Consider the following 20318-nt stretch of genomic DNA (forward strand, 5'->3'; position numbering starts at 1 on the left):
GGCTGGCGCCGTCCTCTGGCGGCGCAGCGCGTTTCAGTCCGAGAAATATAGAGAAAGGATAGCGTTAGAATAGCCTTTCCTATATTTCAAGGTGAAACGGCTGGCGCCGTCTTCTGGCGGCGCAGCGCGTTTCAGTCCGAGAAATATAAGTAAGCATATGCTTTCTTATATTTCAAAAAAAAAGTACCCACAGTCCGACCACTTTTTTTCAAAGTGTCTGACTATAGGTACCTAATGATTAAGGCTTGCTTTATTTCATTGTTGCTTGCTAATCTAGCTTCACTCGTACGTTTGCAACTCTAGCTTATTTTCCAGAAGCACGCTGCTTAGAGCGGACGAGGCCGAAATAAGCAACCATCCCGAGCATGCTGGCGGTAAAAATAATGACGCCCATCGGGACAGCTGTTTCCTCTCCGGCAATGCCAACGAGCGGAGCCGCTACAGCACCAAGCACAAAAGGCAGCAAGCCAAGCAAAGCCGAGGCACTGCCGGCAATATGGGCTTGGTTTTCCATAGCCAGCGAAAACGAAGCGGTAGCGGTAATACCGATTGAGCATACAAAGAAAAATAAAGGAACGACTAGCGACCACAGCGGCCCCTCCACAAGCACCGCAATCAGCAATGAAACGCTGGATGCCGCGGAGAGCAGCAGCCCGAGTAGCAAAAATTGCTGCTCCGTCCATTTATGGCTGAGGCGCCCGACGATCTGCGAGCCCAAAATAAGGCTGAGACCGTTGGTGCCGAACAAAAAGGCAAATACTTGCGGCGAGGTGCCGTAAATATGCTGATAAATAAACGGTGTGCCTGAGACATAAGCGAAAATACCGCCGATCATCAGACCTTGCGTCAACGCATAACCGGTGAACTCGCGATCTTTAAGCAACTGCCCGAAATTACGCAGCAGCTCGCCGAAATTGCTCGAAATTCGCTTTTCGCGTGGCAGTGTTTCCTCCAGCTGCCACGTTGCAATAAGCGCCAGAGCAAGGCCTATCGCCCCGAGTACGATAAACACGCCGATCCAAGTGGTGAAGGATATAATTCCGCTTCCCGCAACAGGTGCCAGTAAAGGCATAACATTGTTAACCAGCATAATAAGTGCAAAATATTTGGTCAGCTCATGTCCGCTATATAGATCACGGACAATAGCCCTTGAAATAACGATGCCTGCTGAGGCCGCAAAGCCTTGTATAAAACGGGCAACGATAAACAAAGTAATATTCGGTGCCAGCGCACAGGCCAGCGAAGCAATTAAATAAACGACCAAGGACAGCAGCAGCGGCTTGCGCCGGCCATGAACGTCACTCATCGGTCCCATGACGAGCTGCCCGAGGCCAAGGCCGATTAAACAGGCGGTTAAGCTCAATTGCACAAGTGAAGCCTTCGTACCAAAATCCTCAGCTATTTGTGGAAACGAAGGCAAATACATATCAATCGTCAGCGGGCCCAGAGCCGAGAAAGAACCGAGCAGCAAGGCCAGCCTGAGCCGGTTACGATTCTGATTCATTTTCATTTGAAGCTTAATTCCTCTCTGGTGTCGTATGAAAATAAACTTGTTATAATTTTATACCATTATAGAGCCAGCAGCTTAACCCCTTTGGGCATTATGGCGCTAATACGCTCTTTAACAGCAGGCTGGCGCATTTCCTCGCCAAAAATGACTACCGTTCCTTCATCGCTGCTCGTGCGAATCAAACGTCCCATGCCTTGTCTTAACCTCAGCAGCATATAAGGCATATCCACTTCCTCGAAAGGCAGCTGGGCATCGGCGCGTCTTGCAGCAAACACCGGATCATTCGGCGGGAATGGCAGCGACCATACAATGACCTGCGATAAAGAAGGCCCCGGTATGTCCAGTCCCTCCCACAGCGTCACCGCGCACAGCACGCTGGTCTCATCGGCTTGGAATGCCCCAATCAAATGGCTAATCTCCGACGTTCCTTCATAAAGGAAACGTCTTTGCTGTGCAAGCGGCTCATCATTCATCGCCTGCTTGAAGCGCGCAAGCTCCTCACGAGAAGGGAACAAAATGAGCGTGCCGCCCTTCGCTTCCCCAAGCAGCTTTACCGTTGCCTGCATTTGGTTCGCGAATTCATCCAAAGCTTCCGACTCGGATGCAAGCACCCGCATTTTATGCTCATAATCATAAGGCGAAGCAACGGAGAACGACTCAGCCTGCTTAATGCCCAGGCTGTCCATCGTATATTCGAAGGAGCCGTCTACCGACAGCGTAGCCGATGAGAAGACGATTGGCATTTTGCGAGAGAACACATGCTCCTCCAGCACTTCCTTCACCATCTTAGGCATAATGACAAGAGAAATGCCCGACTTGTCCTCCATCACCCAGCTAATCGGCTTTTCGGGTTTGCGGAACAGCGAAAGGGCATATTGAATCATCTCCAAATGCTCCTCGACGATTTTGAGCTGATATTCATCAAGCGTGAACAAGCCGCTTTCGAACACAAGCTCCTCCTCGATGAGATCAAGCAGCTGATGCAGCCGGTTTACTTCCTGTATAAGCGTGTTGTCCCACAGCAGCTCGCGGCGATCTGATGCTGCGACAGCACGGCTGCTTTGCTGGATACGCTCAAAAAGCTGCTCGCTTTGCACAATTGCATCCTCAATGGCCAGCGCCAGCGATTCGCGGATTTCCCCTTCCAGCAATCGCGTAATAATGCTCTCAAATACCGCATGGTTGAGCTTATACGTTAGCGCCTGCTGCGCCGCCGTTTCGAGCAAATGCCCTTCGTCGAATACAACTGAGCTATGCTCCGGCAGCAAGGGAAGTTGTCCCTCGCGTTTGCGTGCTTCATAGGTCCATACATGCTCCATATAAAAGTCATGCGAGCAAATAATTAAATCCGTTGATTTGCGGTAATGATCGCGTGACAGCGTTTGTCCGCAGCGATGTCTGCGGCTGCATACCATGCAGTCCTGAAAGACGTCCCAACCGACATGGTCCCAAACTTCATCGCTGAGCTCCGGATAATCCCGGCGGTTGCCATAAGGATAAAAGCTTTGCATCGTTTCTGGCTTATGAACAAAATCCGGCAAGCTGCGATAAATGTCGTCAAAATGCTCTGCGCCCTCTAATTGAGCGTCGCCCCTTGCATCATCCAGCTTGTTCAAGCAGACATACTGATCAGGCGATCTTCCCAATCTGCTGTCGATGGTCAGTCCTAAATGGCGGGACAGCTTGGCAATATCGCCTTCCGGCTTTACCAACTGCTCGATGAGCGATTCATCAGCGCAGGCAATAATAGCCGGCTTGCGAGTATAACGCGCGTAGCTAATGGCATAAAGCAAATAAACGAAAGTTTTGCCTGTGCCGACGCCTGCCTCAGCGAAAATCGTCTGCTTGTCCGCATAAGCTCGTTCCAGCTGAAACGCCATATAAATTTGCTCATCTCGCAGCTCAAGCCCGGCTTCGGGAAGCTTCTCGTAAAAAACATCCGCGATCCAGTCGCTTGCCTGCTGCATATAAGGCTGCGACGGGTCAAAATCAAACGGATAATGGTGTTGTGTCATGCTTAGCAGCGCCTCCAAATAGACGCCCGAACGGCTGCGCTAAAATCACGCAGCCGTTCGGGCGGTTTTTTTTTCAAATTGAAATTAAAAGTCAGATTTCGGTTTTCTAGGCTGCGGCTTTGGCTTGTTCTGCACGGCTGGCAAATGCTTCATGCTTCGTAGCATCGGTCCTTTGCATATCGGGCAGGTTTGCTCTGCCGAGGCGAATTCATCTCTTACCCACGCTTTGCATTCGGGGTTTTTACATTTCAAAATTTTGGTAGGTAATAATTTCGGTTTCGTAATGTCTTCGCTCGTAGCCAATATATTTTACATCCCTTTCATTTACACGTTCAGGCAATCTGACATAATATATCACTTCTTGGCCGCATACGTCAAGGCTCCCAAACCCGCCAGCCCCCTCTAGCTGGCTAGGAAACGTTACAGCTTCCCTTTGTATTTTCCAGTATTGGTAATCGTTACTTTCACATCGATTTGTCCCAATGTTTTTTGGTTTAGTAGAAGCTGTTTGCTATTACGCAGCTGATGCCACAGCTTGGGTTCACTGCGATAAAGCTCGGCAAATAAATTTAATAGATCGGTTTGAGTGACAAGGCCTTTCTCATAGGTAGCCATCATTTCATCGCGAATCGCCTTCGCTGCAAGAACCTCCATCTCTTTCACCGAAACATCTTTAATCATTTCCTCCACATAGGCTCTCGCCTTAATTTCAATCTTGAACTGCAATGGCTTGCTGTTCTTAACATACCGTATCCGGTAATTCGGTTTAATAATGACGAGTGTAGCGGTCGGAGCTTCTCGATTGCCAATTAGCAGAACGGAGCGCTTATTTCCTTTTTGCACCCATCTTCTTCCGAGCAATTCTGTTTCAGAAAACCAGCTTAAATTCTCGTTTTGCCGAATGAAAAAGGCGCCCGTAATTTTAAACATCGGCATTTTCCGGGCATCCTCCCTCCATACCTCCTTCGTTATGCCAATCGTAGGAATGATGGCGGTATTGCCCGGCTCATTAAATTCGGCAATAAATTTGAAGCCATATTGGGGATCAATGTTGGAGCGCTGGGCATGGGTATCCTCGGGTATATCCAGAATGGTATCCAAGACAGGCAAATTCAAAATCGATTTTTGCTTAAAAATATCTACGATCGGCGTCTTTGTTGAATAGAGCAATATATTGTAACGAACTTCGCGGTAACGATTGATTGCTTCGTAGCTTTGCCGAACAATCGCTTGTGATTTTAGAAGCTCCTCATCTACCACAACCGCTTTGACATGTCCCCAAAACAATCTAATCTGCGAAGTTTCGGACAGCGAGGACAACGATTCCGTCACCGTCTTTCCTGTGCCGCGGCCGATCCATACCGGTATGTTTTTCCCTATTTCATTTTATCGGATTTGGCTACATTTAAGAAGTTAAGCACCTGCGCGTAAGATATAAAAAACCCATCCTTATAATCCAGGCCGATAGCTGTGACATAAGCCATGTTTTGAATCGGCTTTGAATCAAAGCAGCCTGGACTCAGCAGCAGCAAACTAGCGATCAGGCTCCATTTTATCCATACTTTCATGCTAATCTTCCCCTTGCTTGTCCGAATCAACCGTATGCAATGTTTCCGGCCTTTGTTTCTGCTTTACCCAGGGCAGCCGAAGCGCAGCCGTAAGAAGCTCCCTCATTATAGGAGGAGAAAACGGCGACAGGTACGGGACCCCGAAAGAGCTGAGCCGTCCCATATATCCGATAAGCACGACAATCCCTAATATGAATCCGTACATTCCCAATAGGGAAGCAGCTACAAACAACAGAAAACGGATGACGCTTACCGTCGTACTTAACGATTGATTGACAAGTGTCGCTCCAGCAACTGCCGTAATCGCCCCCACAACGACGACGCTTGGTGACACAAAGCCGGCCCGAATAGCAGAATCGCCAATAATTAATCCGCCAAGCCTTTACGCGGGACTTGATCCGGTGCTGGACAGCTAAAAGCATAATCATTTCTACAAATCCGCCACCGACATAGATCATGCCTTGAATCGCGGGCTGCCAGCCATTTTCTAGGACAGGCTGCAAAAGACGATAATCTTTCTCCGGCGTATTAGCTATGGCTACAAAGTAACCCAGCAAAATGACTACGGGAAGCATAATCCCTGCAGCAATCGCTATCATGCGAATGCCGGATATTGCAAAATAGCAGCATACTAGACAGAGGGTGATAATTAAAGCCGATCTTGGCGTGCTGGGCATATAATTGGTGGTCGCCCATCGGACCGTATCAATTAAGGTAAATCCCCCGATGAAAAGCAATTGCAGACCGAGCGGAATGATCATCAGCCAAGCGATGACCGGATTCGTTTTGGATGCCAGCCAAGGGTGCAGCTTCTGTTGACCCGATCTCTTCATAAATAGCACCAGCAATATGCACCATGGAAGAAACAATACGCCTGTTAATAAGACGGAAATCCATGCATCCCTGCCGGAAGCATCCAAAATTAAAGGATTCATAACGACATGATTCGTTAAGCCAACGGTCATCATGAGAATCATGCATATTTGCAGGAAGCTTACTTTATGAAGTACCTTAACCATTTCAAATCCCACCCAAAGCGTTAATTTAAACGATAATAGCGCTTATAGGTTTCCTTATTGATCCAATTTTATACAGAAAAAAAGGAACACCGCCTTCAAGGCGGTATTCCCATATAAATTTATTAACGTTTAACCGGAACCAAAATCTCGGTCTCCCCCGTATCGAAGCCAACAATCACTTGGGCTGCCATCGAAATAAACAAGCCATTTTCCACTACGCCAGGAATTGCATTCAGCTGTTCATGCAGCTCCGAAGGCGAGGCAATCGTTCCGAAACGGCAGTCAGCAATATAGTTGCCGTTATCCGTTACAAAGGTTCCGTCTGCCGATACCCGCAGCTCGGCGGTGCAGCCAAGCTCTCTCAGCTTTTGCAGCGTCAAATTAGAGGCGAAGGGCACAACTTCCACCGGAAGCGGAAAATGTCCAAGCTGGCTTACTTTTTTGGACTCATCCACGATTACGACAAAGGTTTTGCTGTGAGCAGCAAGAATTTTTTCCCGCAATAGCGCACCGCCGCCGCCTTTAATCAAATGAAGCTCGCCGTCTACTTCATCCGCACCGTCAATCGTTAAATCAATCGCCGTAATTTCAGCGAGTGGAACTAACGGAATGCCGTATTCAGCCGCTAAATCCTCCGACTGCTTGGAGCTGGCAACGGCTTTAATGTCCAGTCCTTCGAGCTTCATTCTTTGTGCCAGCTTCAAAATCGCCCAATACGCTGTCGTTCCTGTTCCAAGCCCAACAAGCATGCCATCTTGCACAAGCTGGACGGCTTTCTCTGCTGCCAATTGCTTGACGTTCAAACGTTTCCCTCCGCTCTCTGCGTACCGTTTTAAAGTTACAAGCCTAATATGTGATAGCCTGCATCGACATGCAGCACTTCGCCAGTTATTCCGCGTGACAGATGGCTAAGAAGGAATAGCGTCGCATCGCCGACTTCTTCCTGATCAATATTGCGCCGCAGCGGCGCACGTTCTTCGATCGTCTGCATAATGTCATTGAAGCCGGAAACGCCTTTTGCCGATAGGGTTTTAATCGGGCCAGCAGAAACCGCATTAACACGAATATTATATTTGCCAAGATCCTCCGCCAAATATCGTACGCTTGCTTCAAGCGCTGCCTTGGCAACGCCCATAACATTATAATTTTTCACGACGCGCTCTGCGCCAATATAGGATTGGGTAACGATGCTGCCGCCCTCGGACATGACACCCTTCGCCTGTTTGGCAATCGCCACAAGGGAAAAAGCGCTGGAATTTTGCGCGAGCAGATAGCCTTCACGCGACGTTTCCAGGTACTCGCCCTTAAGCTCGTCTTTATCCGAAAAAGCAAGGGAATGCACGATTCCATCAATGCTTCCCGCCTGCTCTTTAATATGGGCAAAAGCTGCGCTTATGCTTTCATCATCCAATACGTCGCAAGGTACCGTCAGCAGTGGCGTAATGCCTGTCTGCTCCAGCAAGCCCTTCAGCTTCTCGAAAGAGCGTTCCTTTCTGTATGTAAAAATAAGCTGAGCCCCTTCCCGATGCAGCGACTTGGCAATTCCCCAAGCAATGCTGCGCTCATTCGCGACGCCCATGACTACGATTTTTTTGTTGTTCATCATTCCAGACAAAATAATCCCTCCATTAACTAAATCCATAAACCTTTTGCCATTATAGCACAAAACAAGGTGAAACGGCTGTCGCCGTCCATAGGCGGCGTGGCACGTTTCAGTCCGAGAAATATAGAGAAAGGATAACGTTAGGATATCCTTTCCTATATTTCAAGGTGAAACGGCTGTCGCATCCCTCTGGCGGCGCGGCGCGTTTCATTCTGAGAAATGCTATAATAAACGTTAGCATCTTATTCATAGAAGGATGATTTATTGTAATGACAGAGCAGGAGCGCATGAATTGCATGAAATGCCGCCATTATTATGTAACTTGGGACCCCGGCGCGCCAAGAGGCTGCAGGGCGTTCGGCTTTAAATCGCAGGCGATGCCAAGCCAAGTTGTGCTAGCTTCCTCCGGGAAGCCTTGCCTGAACTTTGAAGCGAAGGGCAAAGGATAAGGCAGCAGACCGTCAAAGAACGGTTTGCTGCCTTATTTTTTTAGAATTTAGAATTTGGCTTCCTGCCTTCTCTTCTTTAGCTAGACAAGAGACAGATTTACATAGAGGGCAGCCTGCTCCATGTGCTGCGCGTATAGCAAAGGCGCATGCCAGCGCGCTCCATATTCCGCTGGCTGCTAGAGCAATAGGCGGCTTGTCCTACTATGAGGCTGCAGCCCGCTTGGACAGCAGCACGCAAGCGCGCTGCAATTAAAGCCGCTTGAACACCTCGCATGCGATATTCCGGCATTGTAGCGGCAAATGTAAGGGATGCGATATGTTCATGGATATGCATGACGCCGACCCCAACAGCGATATGATCGATCTCAGCAGCATAAAACTGCCAGCCTTCCCGGCTGAACAGCATGCGATTATTGTCGGCAATGTGATTTTTTCCTGATATCGGCAGCCCGCTGCCCAGCGCATGCAGCTCTGCGTAAAGCTCAACCTCATGCTCACTCAGCCTGCGTACGTCAATACCCGTCAGATGCTGCTCCAACTTCCCGTCGGTTTTTTCAGCAATGCTTCCTGCCATACTCGCATGAAAGCCCGTCTGATAAAACCCTTGCTTGGCCAGCGCCAGCAGCGTCTCCCCATCTGTACGCGAAGGCACAATTTCAAATTGTGGGCTCCCGCCCTGCTCTTTATACCACTTTAGCACTTCATCCAGCTGCGCTGCACCTGCACGGCCAAAGCCTTTAACCGTATTAAATTGCGGCCATGGCATTGCTCGGCTGGCAATAGCCACTGCTGGGCCGAAGCGTTGCAGCGCTATTCCCATCGGGTTATGCTCCCGTTCCTGAATGGCCTTCATTCGATCCAGCATATAGACAAGCTCGGAGTTCTCAACGTGCTCCACAAGCTCGGGGGTAGTCATCCATATATTCAACAAGTGAAGCCTCCTTATAATTGGGACAATGGAATATCCTTAATGGCTTTAACGATCCAATCGGCACGGGAAAGATCCTGATCGCCTGAATGAATATTAATATAGCCGATGCAGCGCATGCCCGCCTCTTTCGCTGCGATGACCCCGTTGCGGGAATCCTCCAAAACGACGCAATCCGCTGGCAATACGCCAAGCTGACGAGCTGCCTCCAAATATACATCGGGAGCTGGCTTGCCGCTCGGCACCTCTTCTCCGCTAACGATACTTGCAAAATAATCGGTAATATCGAACTTGCGCAGCACTTCTTCAATAAAAATCCGCGGGGAGGAAGACGCTAAAGCGATTGGCAGGTTCCGTTGCTTGAGCTCGGCAAGAAGGGACAAAATACCCGCAATTGGCGCAAAATCACGAGCGCGAAGCTCCTCTATTTTTCGCCGCAGCTGGTAAGAAATGATCTCCTCCACCGTCTGCTCCATGCCATATTCCACGCGAATAAGACGCCACATGGCCGGATTTGTCATGCCCACGTATTTTTCCAGGTCGTCCTGCGTGACCTTGAAGCCCAGATGCTCCATCGTCTCCAAATCCACCTCAAAATGCAGCGGTTCACTATCAATAATGACGCCATCCATGTCAAAAATAAATGCTTTCATCGCGCGCTCACCATTCCGCCTTCTTTTTTGTTTACATAATTATATTTATGTAACTAACCTATTGAATTCAGACTATTCAGAAAATATACCTATAACACCCTATTCATGATACATAAAATCAAATAAATTGAATAATTATCCGAATATGTATCTGATGGAAATTTCAGATCGATATCCGTTTATAAACAATCGTTTAAGTATGAAGCAAGTGAATTTGCGAAATGTCCGGAAATTCTATTCGTCCTATTGAAGCGACTACCACTTCTGCCGGATAAAACTGCGCCTGCCTGCCGCCTGAGAAATACCATTCCCGGGCTTGCTTCACCACAATAAACAGCCCATGCTCATCGCCGACAGGAGTTAGTCCCTCGCTATCCTCACGCCAATTGGGTATGCCTAAAGCGTTCAGCTCCCGAACGGCAGGGATGACCTCAGCGGTAACAATGCCGAGCTCACTAATTTCAATGCAATCCGAGAGGGCAAACGGATGCTCGGTACTATTTTTCAATTGATGCCTGGCAATAAATTCGATAATATTTCCAGCGGGATCGGCGAAATAAACGGCCCCTGCATCCCATGATGTGAAAAACACTTCGTCTCTGCCCTGCTCCTCAATGAGCGCCACTTTTCCCTTTAGCCAGCTTTTTGCCTCCGCAAGCTTGTTTTCCGGTATATTGATTGCAAAATGATAGAAGGGGTCGGTATGGTCCGTTGTCCCCCGGAAAGTGAGCTGTGTGCTGCCAATTGCTGCCGTGAAGGACTGCTCGTTTCGGTCCAGCACCGGGAAACCAAGCTGCTCCTTATAAAAGGAATACAGGGCCTCCAGCCTGCTTGTCCATAAAGTGATTTGTTCAAATTTCATCGTGCCTGTTCCTCCCCACAGCAAGGCAATACTGCCTGCACCCTCGCAAATATTTTGAAAGTCTATTTTACCATACTGACTAGCCTTTAGCTTCAGCGCTGCAAGGGAATGACGACGGTAATCGTCGTGCCTTCGCCGGGTTTAGAGCGCACACGGAGCTCAGCCTGCTCGCCATACAGCAACGCCAGACGCGAAATGACGTTGCTCATTCCGATTCCTGCACCTTCCTTGCTCCGTGCGTCCGCCGCCTGCTGCGGGCTCATGCCTTTGCCATTGTCGCTGACCTCGAACAACAATCGGTCCTCCACCATCCGGCCGCTAATGTTCACAAGACCGCCCTGCTCGCCCGGTTCACCGGATTCAAAGCCATGAATCATCGCATTTTCCACGAGCGGCTGGAGAAAAAGCTTCGGAACGAGGCTATCCTCTGGCACGCCCTCTAAATCATAGGCCACTTTAAAAATGCCATCAAAGCGATTTTCCATAATATGCGTGTAGCTTTGCAGCCAATTTAAATCGTCGCGCAGCCGTACCATTTCCTGCTTGTTTTTCACCGTGTATTGCAGCATGGACGACAAGCTGACGATCATTCGGCTAATGGCGGGCTCATCCCGATCAATCGCCATCCAGTTAATAATATTAAGCGTATTGTACAAAAAATGCGGGTTCAGCTGGAGATTAAGCGCCATAATTTCCGTTTCCTTCTCCCGCAGCCGGCTTTCGTAGTTTTCTTGAATCAGCTCGCGTATTTTATCATTCATCACATTAAATTTCTTCGTTAAAATGCGGAATTCCAGCTGCGGCTGGTCAGGAATTTTCGCTGTGAAATCGCCTGCTCCGGTCATTTGAATGGCAACCAGCATTTTTTTGATCGGCTGGGTCAGGCGCCCTGCGATAAAGGAGGCAATAACGATTGAAATAATGAGCAGTGCCACGCCTGATAATATATCCATATAGCGAATGGCTGGCAAATTGCCAAGCAGCTGCTTGTACGGCGTCACATTAACCGTCACCCAGCCTGTAACCTGAGAAGTATCGTAGCTGATCAGTACATCCTCCCCGTTTTCCTTAACGAGCGAAGTGCCGAATGGCTGCCGAAACTCTGTCTTGTACCATTGATTGTGGTCAGCTGTACCGAGCTTGCTTAGCTCGGGATGCGTTACGATCTTTCCATCCTTGGAGACGATATAAAAATAGGAGCCTTGAACCGCGGACAAGCTCTGCTGCACACTGCGCTGATAAAAGGATTCATTGAAATTAAGCAGCAGCACCGGTCGCTCGACATGCTCTGGCCAATTGTAAATGGCACCGTCAATAATCGGGGAGCTGTTGAGCAGGCGGGCGCAGGAAAACACCATCCGGAACTTGGCATCCATGTCATATAGCGCCTCCTGTTGGAAAGCGCGGGTTAAATCATAGGTGGGTACCCAAATTAGGCTGCCTCTGCTGGCCAGCACTTCCTTATAAATGGCCGACTTGCGGAAGCCCTGCGGATCCGCCGAGACGAACGGGGAGGAGGACGTATACATGCCGCTGCCTGATCCAAAGCTGAAATAGCTCGTCACAAGCTGAGCGGTATACAAATCCTGATCATGTCCAAAATATTTATTCAAAATAACCGTTGCCTGCCGGTCCATCTGGACCAACTCGTAATCATTTTGCGGCTTAGGGCGGTTGAACAGCCGGTATAAGTCCGGGTCAGAGATGAGTGAAACGGTGCGCTCTTCAATGTTGCTGAACACAATATCGCCGATTTCATTGTTTTTTTTCACAATTTCCAGCATGCTGTCGCGCGCATTCGTGACAATAATGTCAGAGCTTGCACTGTAATGCAGGATGCCGTTTAGCACAGATGGAAGCGTAATCAACAGCACAAAAAACAAAATGAGCCTCGTTCTGAACTTCATATCCCGTACACGCTCGCGAATTTTCCGCAAAATGCTCCCTGCTTCCTCCGGCTTCTGACCTCGGGTCAGGAGCGCTTCATATGACGGGCTATCGACCGATATTCCTCTGGCGTCAGTCCAAATTCCTTTTTGAATACGCGATTAAAATATTTCACATCATGATAGCCAAGGCTTCCAGCTACCTGATAAATTTTATCGTTGCTTTCCTCTAGCAGCTGTCTCGCTTTCGTGAGCCGAACCTGCGTAACATATTGGCTGAAATTGATGTTTAGCTTGCTTTTGAAGTATTGGGAGAAATAGCTGGCATTAAAATGAAAAACGGCCGCAACCGACTCCAGTGACAAATCTTCCATGTAATGCTCGTCAATATATGCGATACACTTGTAAATCAACTGCTCCTTATGATCCCGCTTGGCTTCGGCATGAGCAGTTGCCAGCAAGCCAAGCTGTTCTGAAATGACGGTTTGGAGAGCGCTCAGGCTGGCAGCTTCGCCTAATGCCTGTTCCATACGTCCCCTCCACTCCTCCAGCGTCTGATGCTTTGGCATCGTTAAGTTTTCGGACAACCGTACAAGCAGCTTCTGGACGCAAAGCGTCAGCCGCTCTGGCTGCGGAAGCCCGCTGCCTGCTTCCCCAAGGAGCTTGTGCAGCAGCTCGCCTGCGATAAGCCTAAACTGCCCTTGCTCCTGTTCATGAACAACGGCCTCATGCAGCAAGGCCTCGTGCCGGGCATCCAGTTTAAGCGCAAGCTCAGCACTCACGTTCGTCTGCCGGGCATGGAATACGGTCTGCTGCTCCACATAGAAGCTTTCCGATAAAGCTAACCCTGCTTCTGCATACATCTGCGAAGCGGAAACTAGCATATCCTCCGCGTGACTGCTCACGCCAAGCGTAATTTGATAGGAGCTGGGAACCGCCTGCTGCATTTTCTGCTGCAGCGCCTGCAGCTGCTCCGCGCTGATTGAAGCATTCGTTACTGTAATCAGCCTGCCATGACTGCCCCCCTCCCCTTCATACAGCGGAATGCTGCTGGTTGAGCTACCCGATGCTTGCAGGCAAGCTTCCAATTGCTGCTGGACTCGGGGAAGAAGCATATCCTCCGGCTCCCACGCTGCCTTGCTGCGCAGCCGAATTTCGGTTAACAGCAAAATGCCGGGGCCGCCGAAGCCAAGCCATTCTTCCAGCTCTTTGCTCTCTGCTTTGGATAACGCTTGATTATGCAGCCATTCCTTCATTACACGGCTGCGATACAATGGCGCAATTGTGTTCAGCTTAACCTCAAGCCGGCTATTCGCCAGCTGTGCCTCCTGCTCGGTTCGAAGGCTTCGCTCGGCCTTCTCCAGCACAAGCGCGAATTTTTCCTGATCGACAGGCTTTAATAAATAATCAAAGGTGCCGAGCCCTATCGCTTTTTGGGCATAGTCGAAATAGTCATAGCCGCTCAAATAAATAAATTTCTGCGGCTGATTCGCCGGGGGAAGCTGCTCCAGAAATTCGAGACCGTTCATCAGAGGCATTTGGATATCGGAAATGATCAGCTGAAATGGCTGCTCTTGGCATTTTGATAGCGCTTCCTTTCCATTGCGCGCTATAGAAATCGCATATTGAGGGCGGAGCTTTTGCAGCATTTTGGATAGCCCCGCCAAATGGCCCGGTTCATCATCCACAAGCAAAATGTTGTACATGGACAGCGCTCCTGTTCGTTTCATTTTGGGCACAAGAATACCTTTATCGTACTTCTGTCTGATTTCCGATTGCAAGCGGAGATTTTGTAGAAAAATGTCTGTTTTTGCGGAGGAAAAGCAGCTCCATGCCCTTCATTGCAGAAGGTCACACCCTATCCTAACCTACACTTAACTAGACTTGGTGGACACCGGAACACTTTCCGCCGCAGTTTCGGAAATGACCCCGATTTACTCCCTGCACAAAACACGAAAATAAACTTGGCGGACACAGCAGCCGCTATTTCAACAAAATCAAGGGAATGGAGCAGGCTGCGGACTCAGGAGCCGCTAATGGGCTGTCAATCGCCATTTTGACGGGAAAATGAGGGCAATAGCGGATCTCCTGTCCGCATGCAGCCTAAAATAGGATAAAAATCCAGAATAGCGGAACCTCAGTCCTGCAAAAAAAGTAGCGAGCATCCACGCCGTATGGCCTCATCCACAGTAGTCTTTGCAACATTGCTCTTAGCCGTAATCGCGTGCTGCGGTTCCTTAATTCTTGAATCGTCAGATGAGATTGGCCTCGAATAAGCGCTAAGCAAAGCGCAGCAGGCCGACTCTTGTTTGCATACACACCCTAAATAGACGCACTCTCAACGAGGCGTCTATTTGCCCATCTCATCTATCTAGCTCTTTGTTAGAGTTGCAGGCAGCTTTACGGCATGCAGCGTCCCGCCAGAGCGTACATAGATCATATCGCCTGACTTCAGCGTCGGATCAAATTCGCCCGAGCCGGTCTTCACGCTGAAAACGGGCTTTGTAGTTGCGAAATTATACGCATCCAGCGTTCCGTCTGCGCGAGCGACAAACAGGCCGTTGGCAAATAAGTCCGTCTGCACGGGACTAATACCGCTCGGGAAATGGATTTCTTGTCCGCTCGTCGTCTTTAGAGCGAGAATGGAATTATCGCGGAAGCTCTGATAGAGCAGTTTGCCGCCATAAATGCTATAGAGCGGTTGATATTCTTTCGGATTAGGCGCATTCCACTTCTGAACGGCTTTACCGTTAGGGGTATAGGAGGCGAAATTATATTTGGCAACCGCTTTTCCCTGATAAATATAAAGGTCATTGCCATTCAGAAATGCAGAGCCATTAGCACCGCCGAATTCAATTTGTCCAGGCACTTCAGGCTCTACCATCCAGTTGTAAACTCGCTCGCCTTTCTTCTTCCCAGTCAACAAGTCCAGAACTGCGATATGCAAGCTTCTATTGATGGAATCGTCATCTCCCCTCATGAACGTGTCCATGACCGAATAAACCAGCCCGTCCTTGACCAAGAGCGGGGAAAATTGGGCAAATGACGTCCAAAGCTTTTTGCCTGTTGCCTGATCGTAGGCATTAATCTGATTAGAAGTAAGAGCGCCTTGAACCAAATAACTGCGAAGCACAACACCTTTGCTTACGATAATATTATTTGATCCTGAGGAGTATTGGTTCTCCTTCTCCGTTAATTTCCAGCGAAGCTTGCCCGTTGCCCGTTCTAATGCAAAAAGAGTTAAATTTTGCGTCACATAAATCGTATCTCCGACCGGAATGATCTGATCCGCTTTATCGGCACGAATTGCTGTCGTCCACTGCTTGCTGCCATTTTTGGTAACAGCAATGACTGCGCCATCTGTTGTAAGACCATACAAGCTGCCTTGATTATAGGCGAGCACAGGCCTCAATCCAGAACCATATTTCCACAGCTTTCGCCCACTTTTGCCGTCATAAGCAGCAAGCTGCCCCCCATCCACAAGGGCGAACAGTCGTCCCTCCTCTGCAAATGCCGCCGTTATAGCTCTGCCATCCTGATCAAATTTCGCAAGCGGCAAGCTCCATAATGGTTTGACAGCTGGAGCAGAGGCTACTCCATACATAGGGGTGGTACTGCTAATGACAGGCTTCTCAGCAAAAACAACCGTTCCTCCCTGCAAGCCGCAGGCGAGAATGGAGGAAGTGACACTAACAGCGACGATCCTTTTCATTTGTTGTGAAAGATTGATAAGCATCTAGCACCGTCCCATTCTTTCCATTTTTAAATAGGATAAATACTTTTTCAACATAAATGACCGGATTACCCCATAAACATGCAAGGGCAATCCGGCTATTGTTTAAACGCCATCACCAGCTATTCAACACTCTCTGCCAATTCGTTATCCTTAGCAAAATGGCATCATATCCATATTATAGGCCAATCAGGGTGACGATTCTACTTATTTTTATGAAAGTCGCTTCTTTTTACCATATTAATCTAAGCTTCAGCACGATCAAATGGCAGTGGCAAAGAAACGGTAAATTCAGTCCCTTCTCCCAGCTTGCTCTGCACGGCTATTGAGCCGCGATGGAGCTCCATAATTTTATGGGCAATAGACAACCCGAGGCCGCTGCCTCCTACGGCACGGACACGTGATTTATCCGCTTTATAAAAACGCTCGAAAATACGCGTGTAATCCTGCTCGTCAATTCCCGGCCCCGTATCTGCGATGCAGACGACCGCATGCTCCTCGGTACGCGAGAGGGAAATCGTTATTTTCCCGCTTTCAGGCGTAAACTTGATGCCATTATGAATAAGGTTCAGCCAAACTTGGCTCATCAGGTCCTTGTCCGCGCTGATCTCCAGCTCGTCTGCTTCCACGCTCATCTCGATCTTCTTCTCCTCCCACTGCGGCTCACAAGCGAGAATAAGCGATACAAGCTGCTTATCCAGCCGATAAGTGGTCGGATGGAACGGTTGTCTCTCCGAATCCAGAACGGCCAGCTTCAGCAGATTATCGCTAAGCTTCGATAAACGGAAGCACTCCGTTTCAATAATGGTCAAATACCGCTGCCGCTGCTCTACATCCAGCTTGTCATTCTTCAGCGCCTTGGCAAAACCGCTGATCGATGTAAGCGGCGAGCCGATTTCATGCGATACGTTCGAGATGAACTCCTGCCGAAGCTCCTCCATCTCCTTCAAATTGGCTGCCATGCTATTGATGCTGTCAACAAGCTGCACATAGGGATGCCGCTGCTGTTCATTGTTTCTGCCGAACTCCCACTCCAGATTGACGCGAAAGTCGCCCTGTGAAATACGTTTTAATGCTTCAAGCATGTCGTCCAGAAAGTAATGCTCCCTCCGCCGAAAAAACTTGCCTACAATGGCGATGCCCACCCCAAAGATACAAAAACCGAGCACCGCATTTATGAGAAAACTTAGCAAGTCATGCGGGGCCCATGCCACTGCCGAAAAAACGGACTTTGTTATATAAAAAGAAATGATCCAGCAGGCGAGCAATGCCGACAAGGCAATCGTAAAATTCATCGCCAGATGGAGGAGGCTTGGCTTCTGGTTCACGACTGCACCTCCAGCCGGTAGCCTAGTCCCCGGATCGTGCTGATGCGAAAGCCATGCTGCTCCTCAGGAAAACGCTCCCTCAGCCGCTTTATATGCACATCGACGGTTCTTTCATCGCCCTCATAATCGAAGCCCCAAATCTGCTCAATCAGCTGATCGCGCGTGAACGTCTTGCGGGGATAGCTGGCGAGCTTAAACAGCAGCTCGAACTCTTTAAGCGGCAAGGTCAAATCTTGTTCCCCTACGCGGCACTCGAACGTATCGCGGCGCAGCGTCACATTGCCTATTATGACCGCTTGTGAGGATTGAATCCGGTATCGCCTGAATAAAGATTTCACACGGGCGACAAGCACGGATGGATCAAATGGCTTCACCAAATAGTCATCTGTTCCTAGCGTAAAGCCCTTTACGATCTGAGACGCTTCGCCTTTGGCCGTCAGCATCAGCAGCGGCAGGTCCGTCTGCTCCCGCAGCTTGCGGCACAGCTCCCATCCGTCCATGCCTGGCATCATAATATCAAGGATCACCATATCCGCCTTTACCTCGGCAAGCATCCGCAGCGCATCCAGGCCATCAACGGCATGAGCGACCTCAAAGCCTTCCTGCCGCAAAAAATGACCAATTAATTCTCGGATATGCGGATCATCATCAACGACTAATATTCGGGTCATCCCGTTCACCGCCTTTATCCTATTTTATCAACCTTTCACGATTTCCGTAAACCTGAACGCCTTAACCTCTATGTCCGGCGCATATAGGCACTTACCGTTAGCGGAGCAAAGATCGCGACAATGACGGCTGCGCCGACTAGCGAAAATACAAAATCTGCGCCAATTGCACCGTTGTTGGCAAGCTCCCGTACGGCACTAACCAAATGGGAAACCGGATTGATGCTTGAAAACCACTGGAGCCAGCCTGGCATGGTGTCAACCGGCACAAAGGCGTTGGACACAAAGGTGAGCGGAAACAACACGATCATCGAGATCCCCTGAACGCTGGATGCTGTACGGGAAATGACGCCAAAAAAAGCAAAAATCCAGCTAATCGCCCAAGCACATACGATGACAAGAAGGGCCGCAATAACGACGTAGCCTAAGCCGCCTTCAGGTTGATACCCCAAAATATAGCCCATGGAAAAGGTTAATGCAGTCGCAATCGTATAGCGAACCGTATCCGCCAGCAGAGCTCCCGCAAGTGGAGCAATTCGGGCAATCGGAAGGGACTTGAAGCGGTCAAATACGCCTTTATCCATATCCTCCCGCAGCTGAACACCCGTGACAATCGACGTCGTAATTACGGTTTGCACCAAAATACCAGGAATGATAACCGGCAAATAATCAACGACATTTCCTGAGATGGCACCGCCAAAAATATAAGCAAACATCAATGTGAAAATAATGGGCTGAAGCGTCACGTCAAATAATTGCTCCGGTGTGCGCCGAATTTTTAATAATCCCCTGTAGGCCATCGTGAGCGAATTTCGAATCGACTGTCCCAAGCTTGTATGTTTCTTCAACTGGCGAGTATGACGTGTTTGGATCGACGCGCTTTTCATACGGCTGTCCCCTCTTTTTTATTTGATTGATCGGATAGCGATGAAAGGCTATCTTTCACGCCATGGCCTGTAATGGTTAAAAATACCTCGTCAAGTGTAGGCTTCTGTACGCTCATCTCCGCCAAATAAATGCCCGCCTCCCGAAGAGCTACAAGCAGGTCGGTAACTTTGTCGACATCCGCCAGCGGTGCCGTAATTTTTGCATTTTCCGCTGATACAACAGACTCGACCCTAAACACTTGTTCCACAATTTGGCGAGTGGCCGCGATGTCCTGCGGATTTTGGATTTTTAGCTGCAGCGAGGAGGTGCCGACTGATGTTTTCAGCTCATCGACCGTCCCTTCTGCTACGACCTGGCCGCGATCAATGACCGCAATTCGGTCAGCCAACTGGTCAGCCTCATCCAGGTATTGCGTTGTTAACAGCACTGTCGAACCGGTTTTCACCAGCCGGCGGATCGTATCCCACATTTGCGTACGTGTACGCGGATCAAGTCCTGTCGTCGGTTCATCGAGAAAAATAAGCGGCGGCTGTGCAATGAGACTGGCTGCCAAATCCAGCCGACGCCGCATGCCCCCGGAAAAATGCTTCAATGGACGTTTTGCTGCTTCCGTCAGCCCGAATTCCTCCAACAGCTCCTCCGTCCTATGGCGCGCCTCTGCCCGCCCAAGCCCTAGCAGCCGGGAAAAGATGACCAAATTTTCCGTAGCGCTGAGCGCTTCGTCGACGGATGCGTATTGACCTGTCACCCCGATCAATTGCCGCACGATTTGCGGGTCCTTCGCTGCATCGTACCCGAAAATGCGTGCCGAGCCAGCATCGGGGCGCAATAGTGTAGCCAGCATTCTGATGGTCGTTGTTTTGCCTGCTCCATTAGGGCCAAGCACACCATAAATGGTTCCGGCCCGCACGTTCAAATCTACGCTATCCACTGCGCGGTTATTGCCGAATGTCTTCACAAGCCCACGTGCTTCAACCGCCCACTCCCCGCTATTTTTCCATAGCTCTTCTTTGTATCGATCATTTACTGTCATTAGTAGTGCCTCCCTGTAACGGTTTATAGATGGATGTTAATCCTCGTTTATGAACTGAATGTGAACCAAATAACATGAAGGGCACGGAATGGCAAAAAAAGCCGACCCGGCAACCGGATCGGCCTTTCCCTGTTATTTTTTTAGTGCAGTGTTCGTTTATTGGAGTTCATCCTTC

Annotated in this window: 19 protein-coding genes and 1 pseudogene; 1 reads left to right on the plus strand and 19 read right to left on the minus strand. The window is 49.3% G+C overall.

Annotation, left to right across the window (positions count from 1 at the left end; translation table 11 throughout):
• Positions 1–304 precede the first annotated feature (304 nt).
• From AC6B99_RS27750 to fabI, 9 genes and pseudogenes are all read right to left on the minus strand, one after another.
• Positions 305–1510 (minus strand): Bcr/CflA family multidrug efflux MFS transporter, encoded by a 1206-nt coding sequence (locus AC6B99_RS27750; protein WP_056040582.1) that lies wholly within the window; start codon positions 1508–1510, stop codon positions 305–307.
• Positions 1511–1569: 59 nt separating this feature from the next.
• Positions 1570–3525, minus strand: coding sequence for a helicase C-terminal domain-containing protein (locus AC6B99_RS27755; RefSeq protein ID WP_494879163.1), 1956 nt, complete (start codon positions 3523–3525; stop codon positions 1570–1572).
• An 84-nt stretch (positions 3526–3609) separates the two neighbouring features.
• On the minus strand, positions 3610–3828 hold the full coding sequence (locus AC6B99_RS27760; protein ID WP_056040585.1) for a cold-inducible protein YdjO-related protein: 219 nt from the start codon (positions 3826–3828) through the stop codon (positions 3610–3612).
• Between the two features lie 117 nt (positions 3829–3945).
• Positions 3946–4905, minus strand: coding sequence for a Ger(x)C family spore germination protein (locus AC6B99_RS27765; RefSeq protein WP_496664782.1), 960 nt, complete (start codon positions 4903–4905; stop codon positions 3946–3948).
• A complete protein-coding gene (locus AC6B99_RS27770; RefSeq protein ID WP_496664746.1) occupies positions 4902–5093 on the minus strand; it encodes a hypothetical protein in 192 nt (63 codons plus the stop codon). The genes AC6B99_RS27765 and AC6B99_RS27770 overlap by 4 nt, the downstream gene beginning before the upstream one ends.
• Position 5094: 1 nt before the next feature.
• Complete coding sequence (locus tag AC6B99_RS27775) at positions 5095–5427, minus strand: spore germination protein (RefSeq protein WP_235533276.1); 333 nt, start codon at positions 5425–5427, stop codon at positions 5095–5097.
• A gap of 94 nt (positions 5428–5521) precedes the next feature.
• Positions 5522–6112, minus strand: a pseudogene (locus AC6B99_RS27780) (GerAB/ArcD/ProY family transporter); the annotation flags it as partial.
• A 122-nt stretch (positions 6113–6234) separates the two neighbouring features.
• Positions 6235–6915: a ribose-5-phosphate isomerase RpiA gene (rpiA, locus tag AC6B99_RS27785; protein ID WP_496664747.1), complete on the minus strand. Its 681-nt coding sequence runs from the start codon at positions 6913–6915 to the stop codon at positions 6235–6237.
• A gap of 35 nt (positions 6916–6950) precedes the next feature.
• Positions 6951–7727 (minus strand): enoyl-ACP reductase FabI, encoded by a 777-nt coding sequence (fabI, locus tag AC6B99_RS27790; RefSeq protein ID WP_056040594.1) that lies wholly within the window; start codon positions 7725–7727, stop codon positions 6951–6953.
• A gap of 257 nt (positions 7728–7984) precedes the next feature.
• On the opposite strand from fabI, the gene AC6B99_RS27795 reads away from it, so the two are divergent.
• Positions 7985–8164, plus strand: coding sequence for a hypothetical protein (locus tag AC6B99_RS27795; RefSeq protein ID WP_056040595.1), 180 nt, complete (start codon positions 7985–7987; stop codon positions 8162–8164).
• A 97-nt stretch (positions 8165–8261) separates the two neighbouring features.
• Here the strand turns inward: AC6B99_RS27795 and AC6B99_RS27800 are convergent, their stop codons facing one another.
• The 10 genes from AC6B99_RS27800 to AC6B99_RS27845 all read right to left on the minus strand — a co-directional run bounded on the left by AC6B99_RS27800 (position 8262) and on the right by AC6B99_RS27845 (position 20143).
• Complete coding sequence (locus AC6B99_RS27800) at positions 8262–9092, minus strand: GNAT family N-acetyltransferase (RefSeq protein WP_496664748.1); 831 nt, start codon at positions 9090–9092, stop codon at positions 8262–8264.
• A gap of 14 nt (positions 9093–9106) precedes the next feature.
• The gene (locus tag AC6B99_RS27805; protein ID WP_496664749.1) at positions 9107–9745 is read right to left on the minus strand and encodes an HAD family hydrolase; all 639 of its coding nucleotides are present in this window, start codon (positions 9743–9745) and stop codon (positions 9107–9109) included.
• 193 nt (positions 9746–9938) lie between these two features.
• Positions 9939–10607 carry a VOC family protein gene (locus AC6B99_RS27810; protein ID WP_496664750.1) on the minus strand — a complete coding sequence of 223 codons (669 nt, stop codon included), beginning with the start codon at positions 10605–10607 and terminating at the stop codon, positions 9939–9941.
• A 92-nt stretch (positions 10608–10699) separates the two neighbouring features.
• Positions 10700–12544 carry a cache domain-containing sensor histidine kinase gene (locus tag AC6B99_RS27815; RefSeq protein WP_496664751.1) on the minus strand — a complete coding sequence of 615 codons (1845 nt, stop codon included), beginning with the start codon at positions 12542–12544 and terminating at the stop codon, positions 10700–10702.
• Positions 12545–12579: 35 nt separating this feature from the next.
• Positions 12580–14199, minus strand: coding sequence for a response regulator (locus AC6B99_RS27820; protein WP_496664752.1), 1620 nt, complete (start codon positions 14197–14199; stop codon positions 12580–12582).
• 665 nt (positions 14200–14864) lie between these two features.
• Entirely contained in the window at positions 14865–16229 is a 1365-nt protein-coding gene (locus tag AC6B99_RS27825; protein WP_496664753.1) for an outer membrane protein assembly factor BamB family protein, read from the minus strand.
• 242 nt (positions 16230–16471) lie between these two features.
• Positions 16472–17554, minus strand: a complete 1083-nt coding sequence (locus tag AC6B99_RS27830) for a sensor histidine kinase (protein WP_496664754.1) — start codon at positions 17552–17554, stop codon at positions 16472–16474.
• A complete protein-coding gene (locus AC6B99_RS27835) occupies positions 17551–18225 on the minus strand; it encodes a response regulator (RefSeq protein WP_494860175.1) in 675 nt (224 codons plus the stop codon). The genes AC6B99_RS27830 and AC6B99_RS27835 overlap by 4 nt, the downstream gene beginning before the upstream one ends.
• A gap of 68 nt (positions 18226–18293) precedes the next feature.
• On the minus strand, positions 18294–19109 hold the full coding sequence (locus AC6B99_RS27840; RefSeq protein WP_496664755.1) for an ABC transporter permease: 816 nt from the start codon (positions 19107–19109) through the stop codon (positions 18294–18296).
• Positions 19106–20143, minus strand: a complete 1038-nt coding sequence (locus tag AC6B99_RS27845) for an ATP-binding cassette domain-containing protein (protein ID WP_056040610.1) — start codon at positions 20141–20143, stop codon at positions 19106–19108. Before AC6B99_RS27845 ends, AC6B99_RS27840 begins: the two co-directional genes overlap by 4 nt.
• Between the last annotated feature and the right edge of the window lie 175 nt (positions 20144–20318).

It is taken from the genome of Paenibacillus liaoningensis (assembly GCF_059609455.1).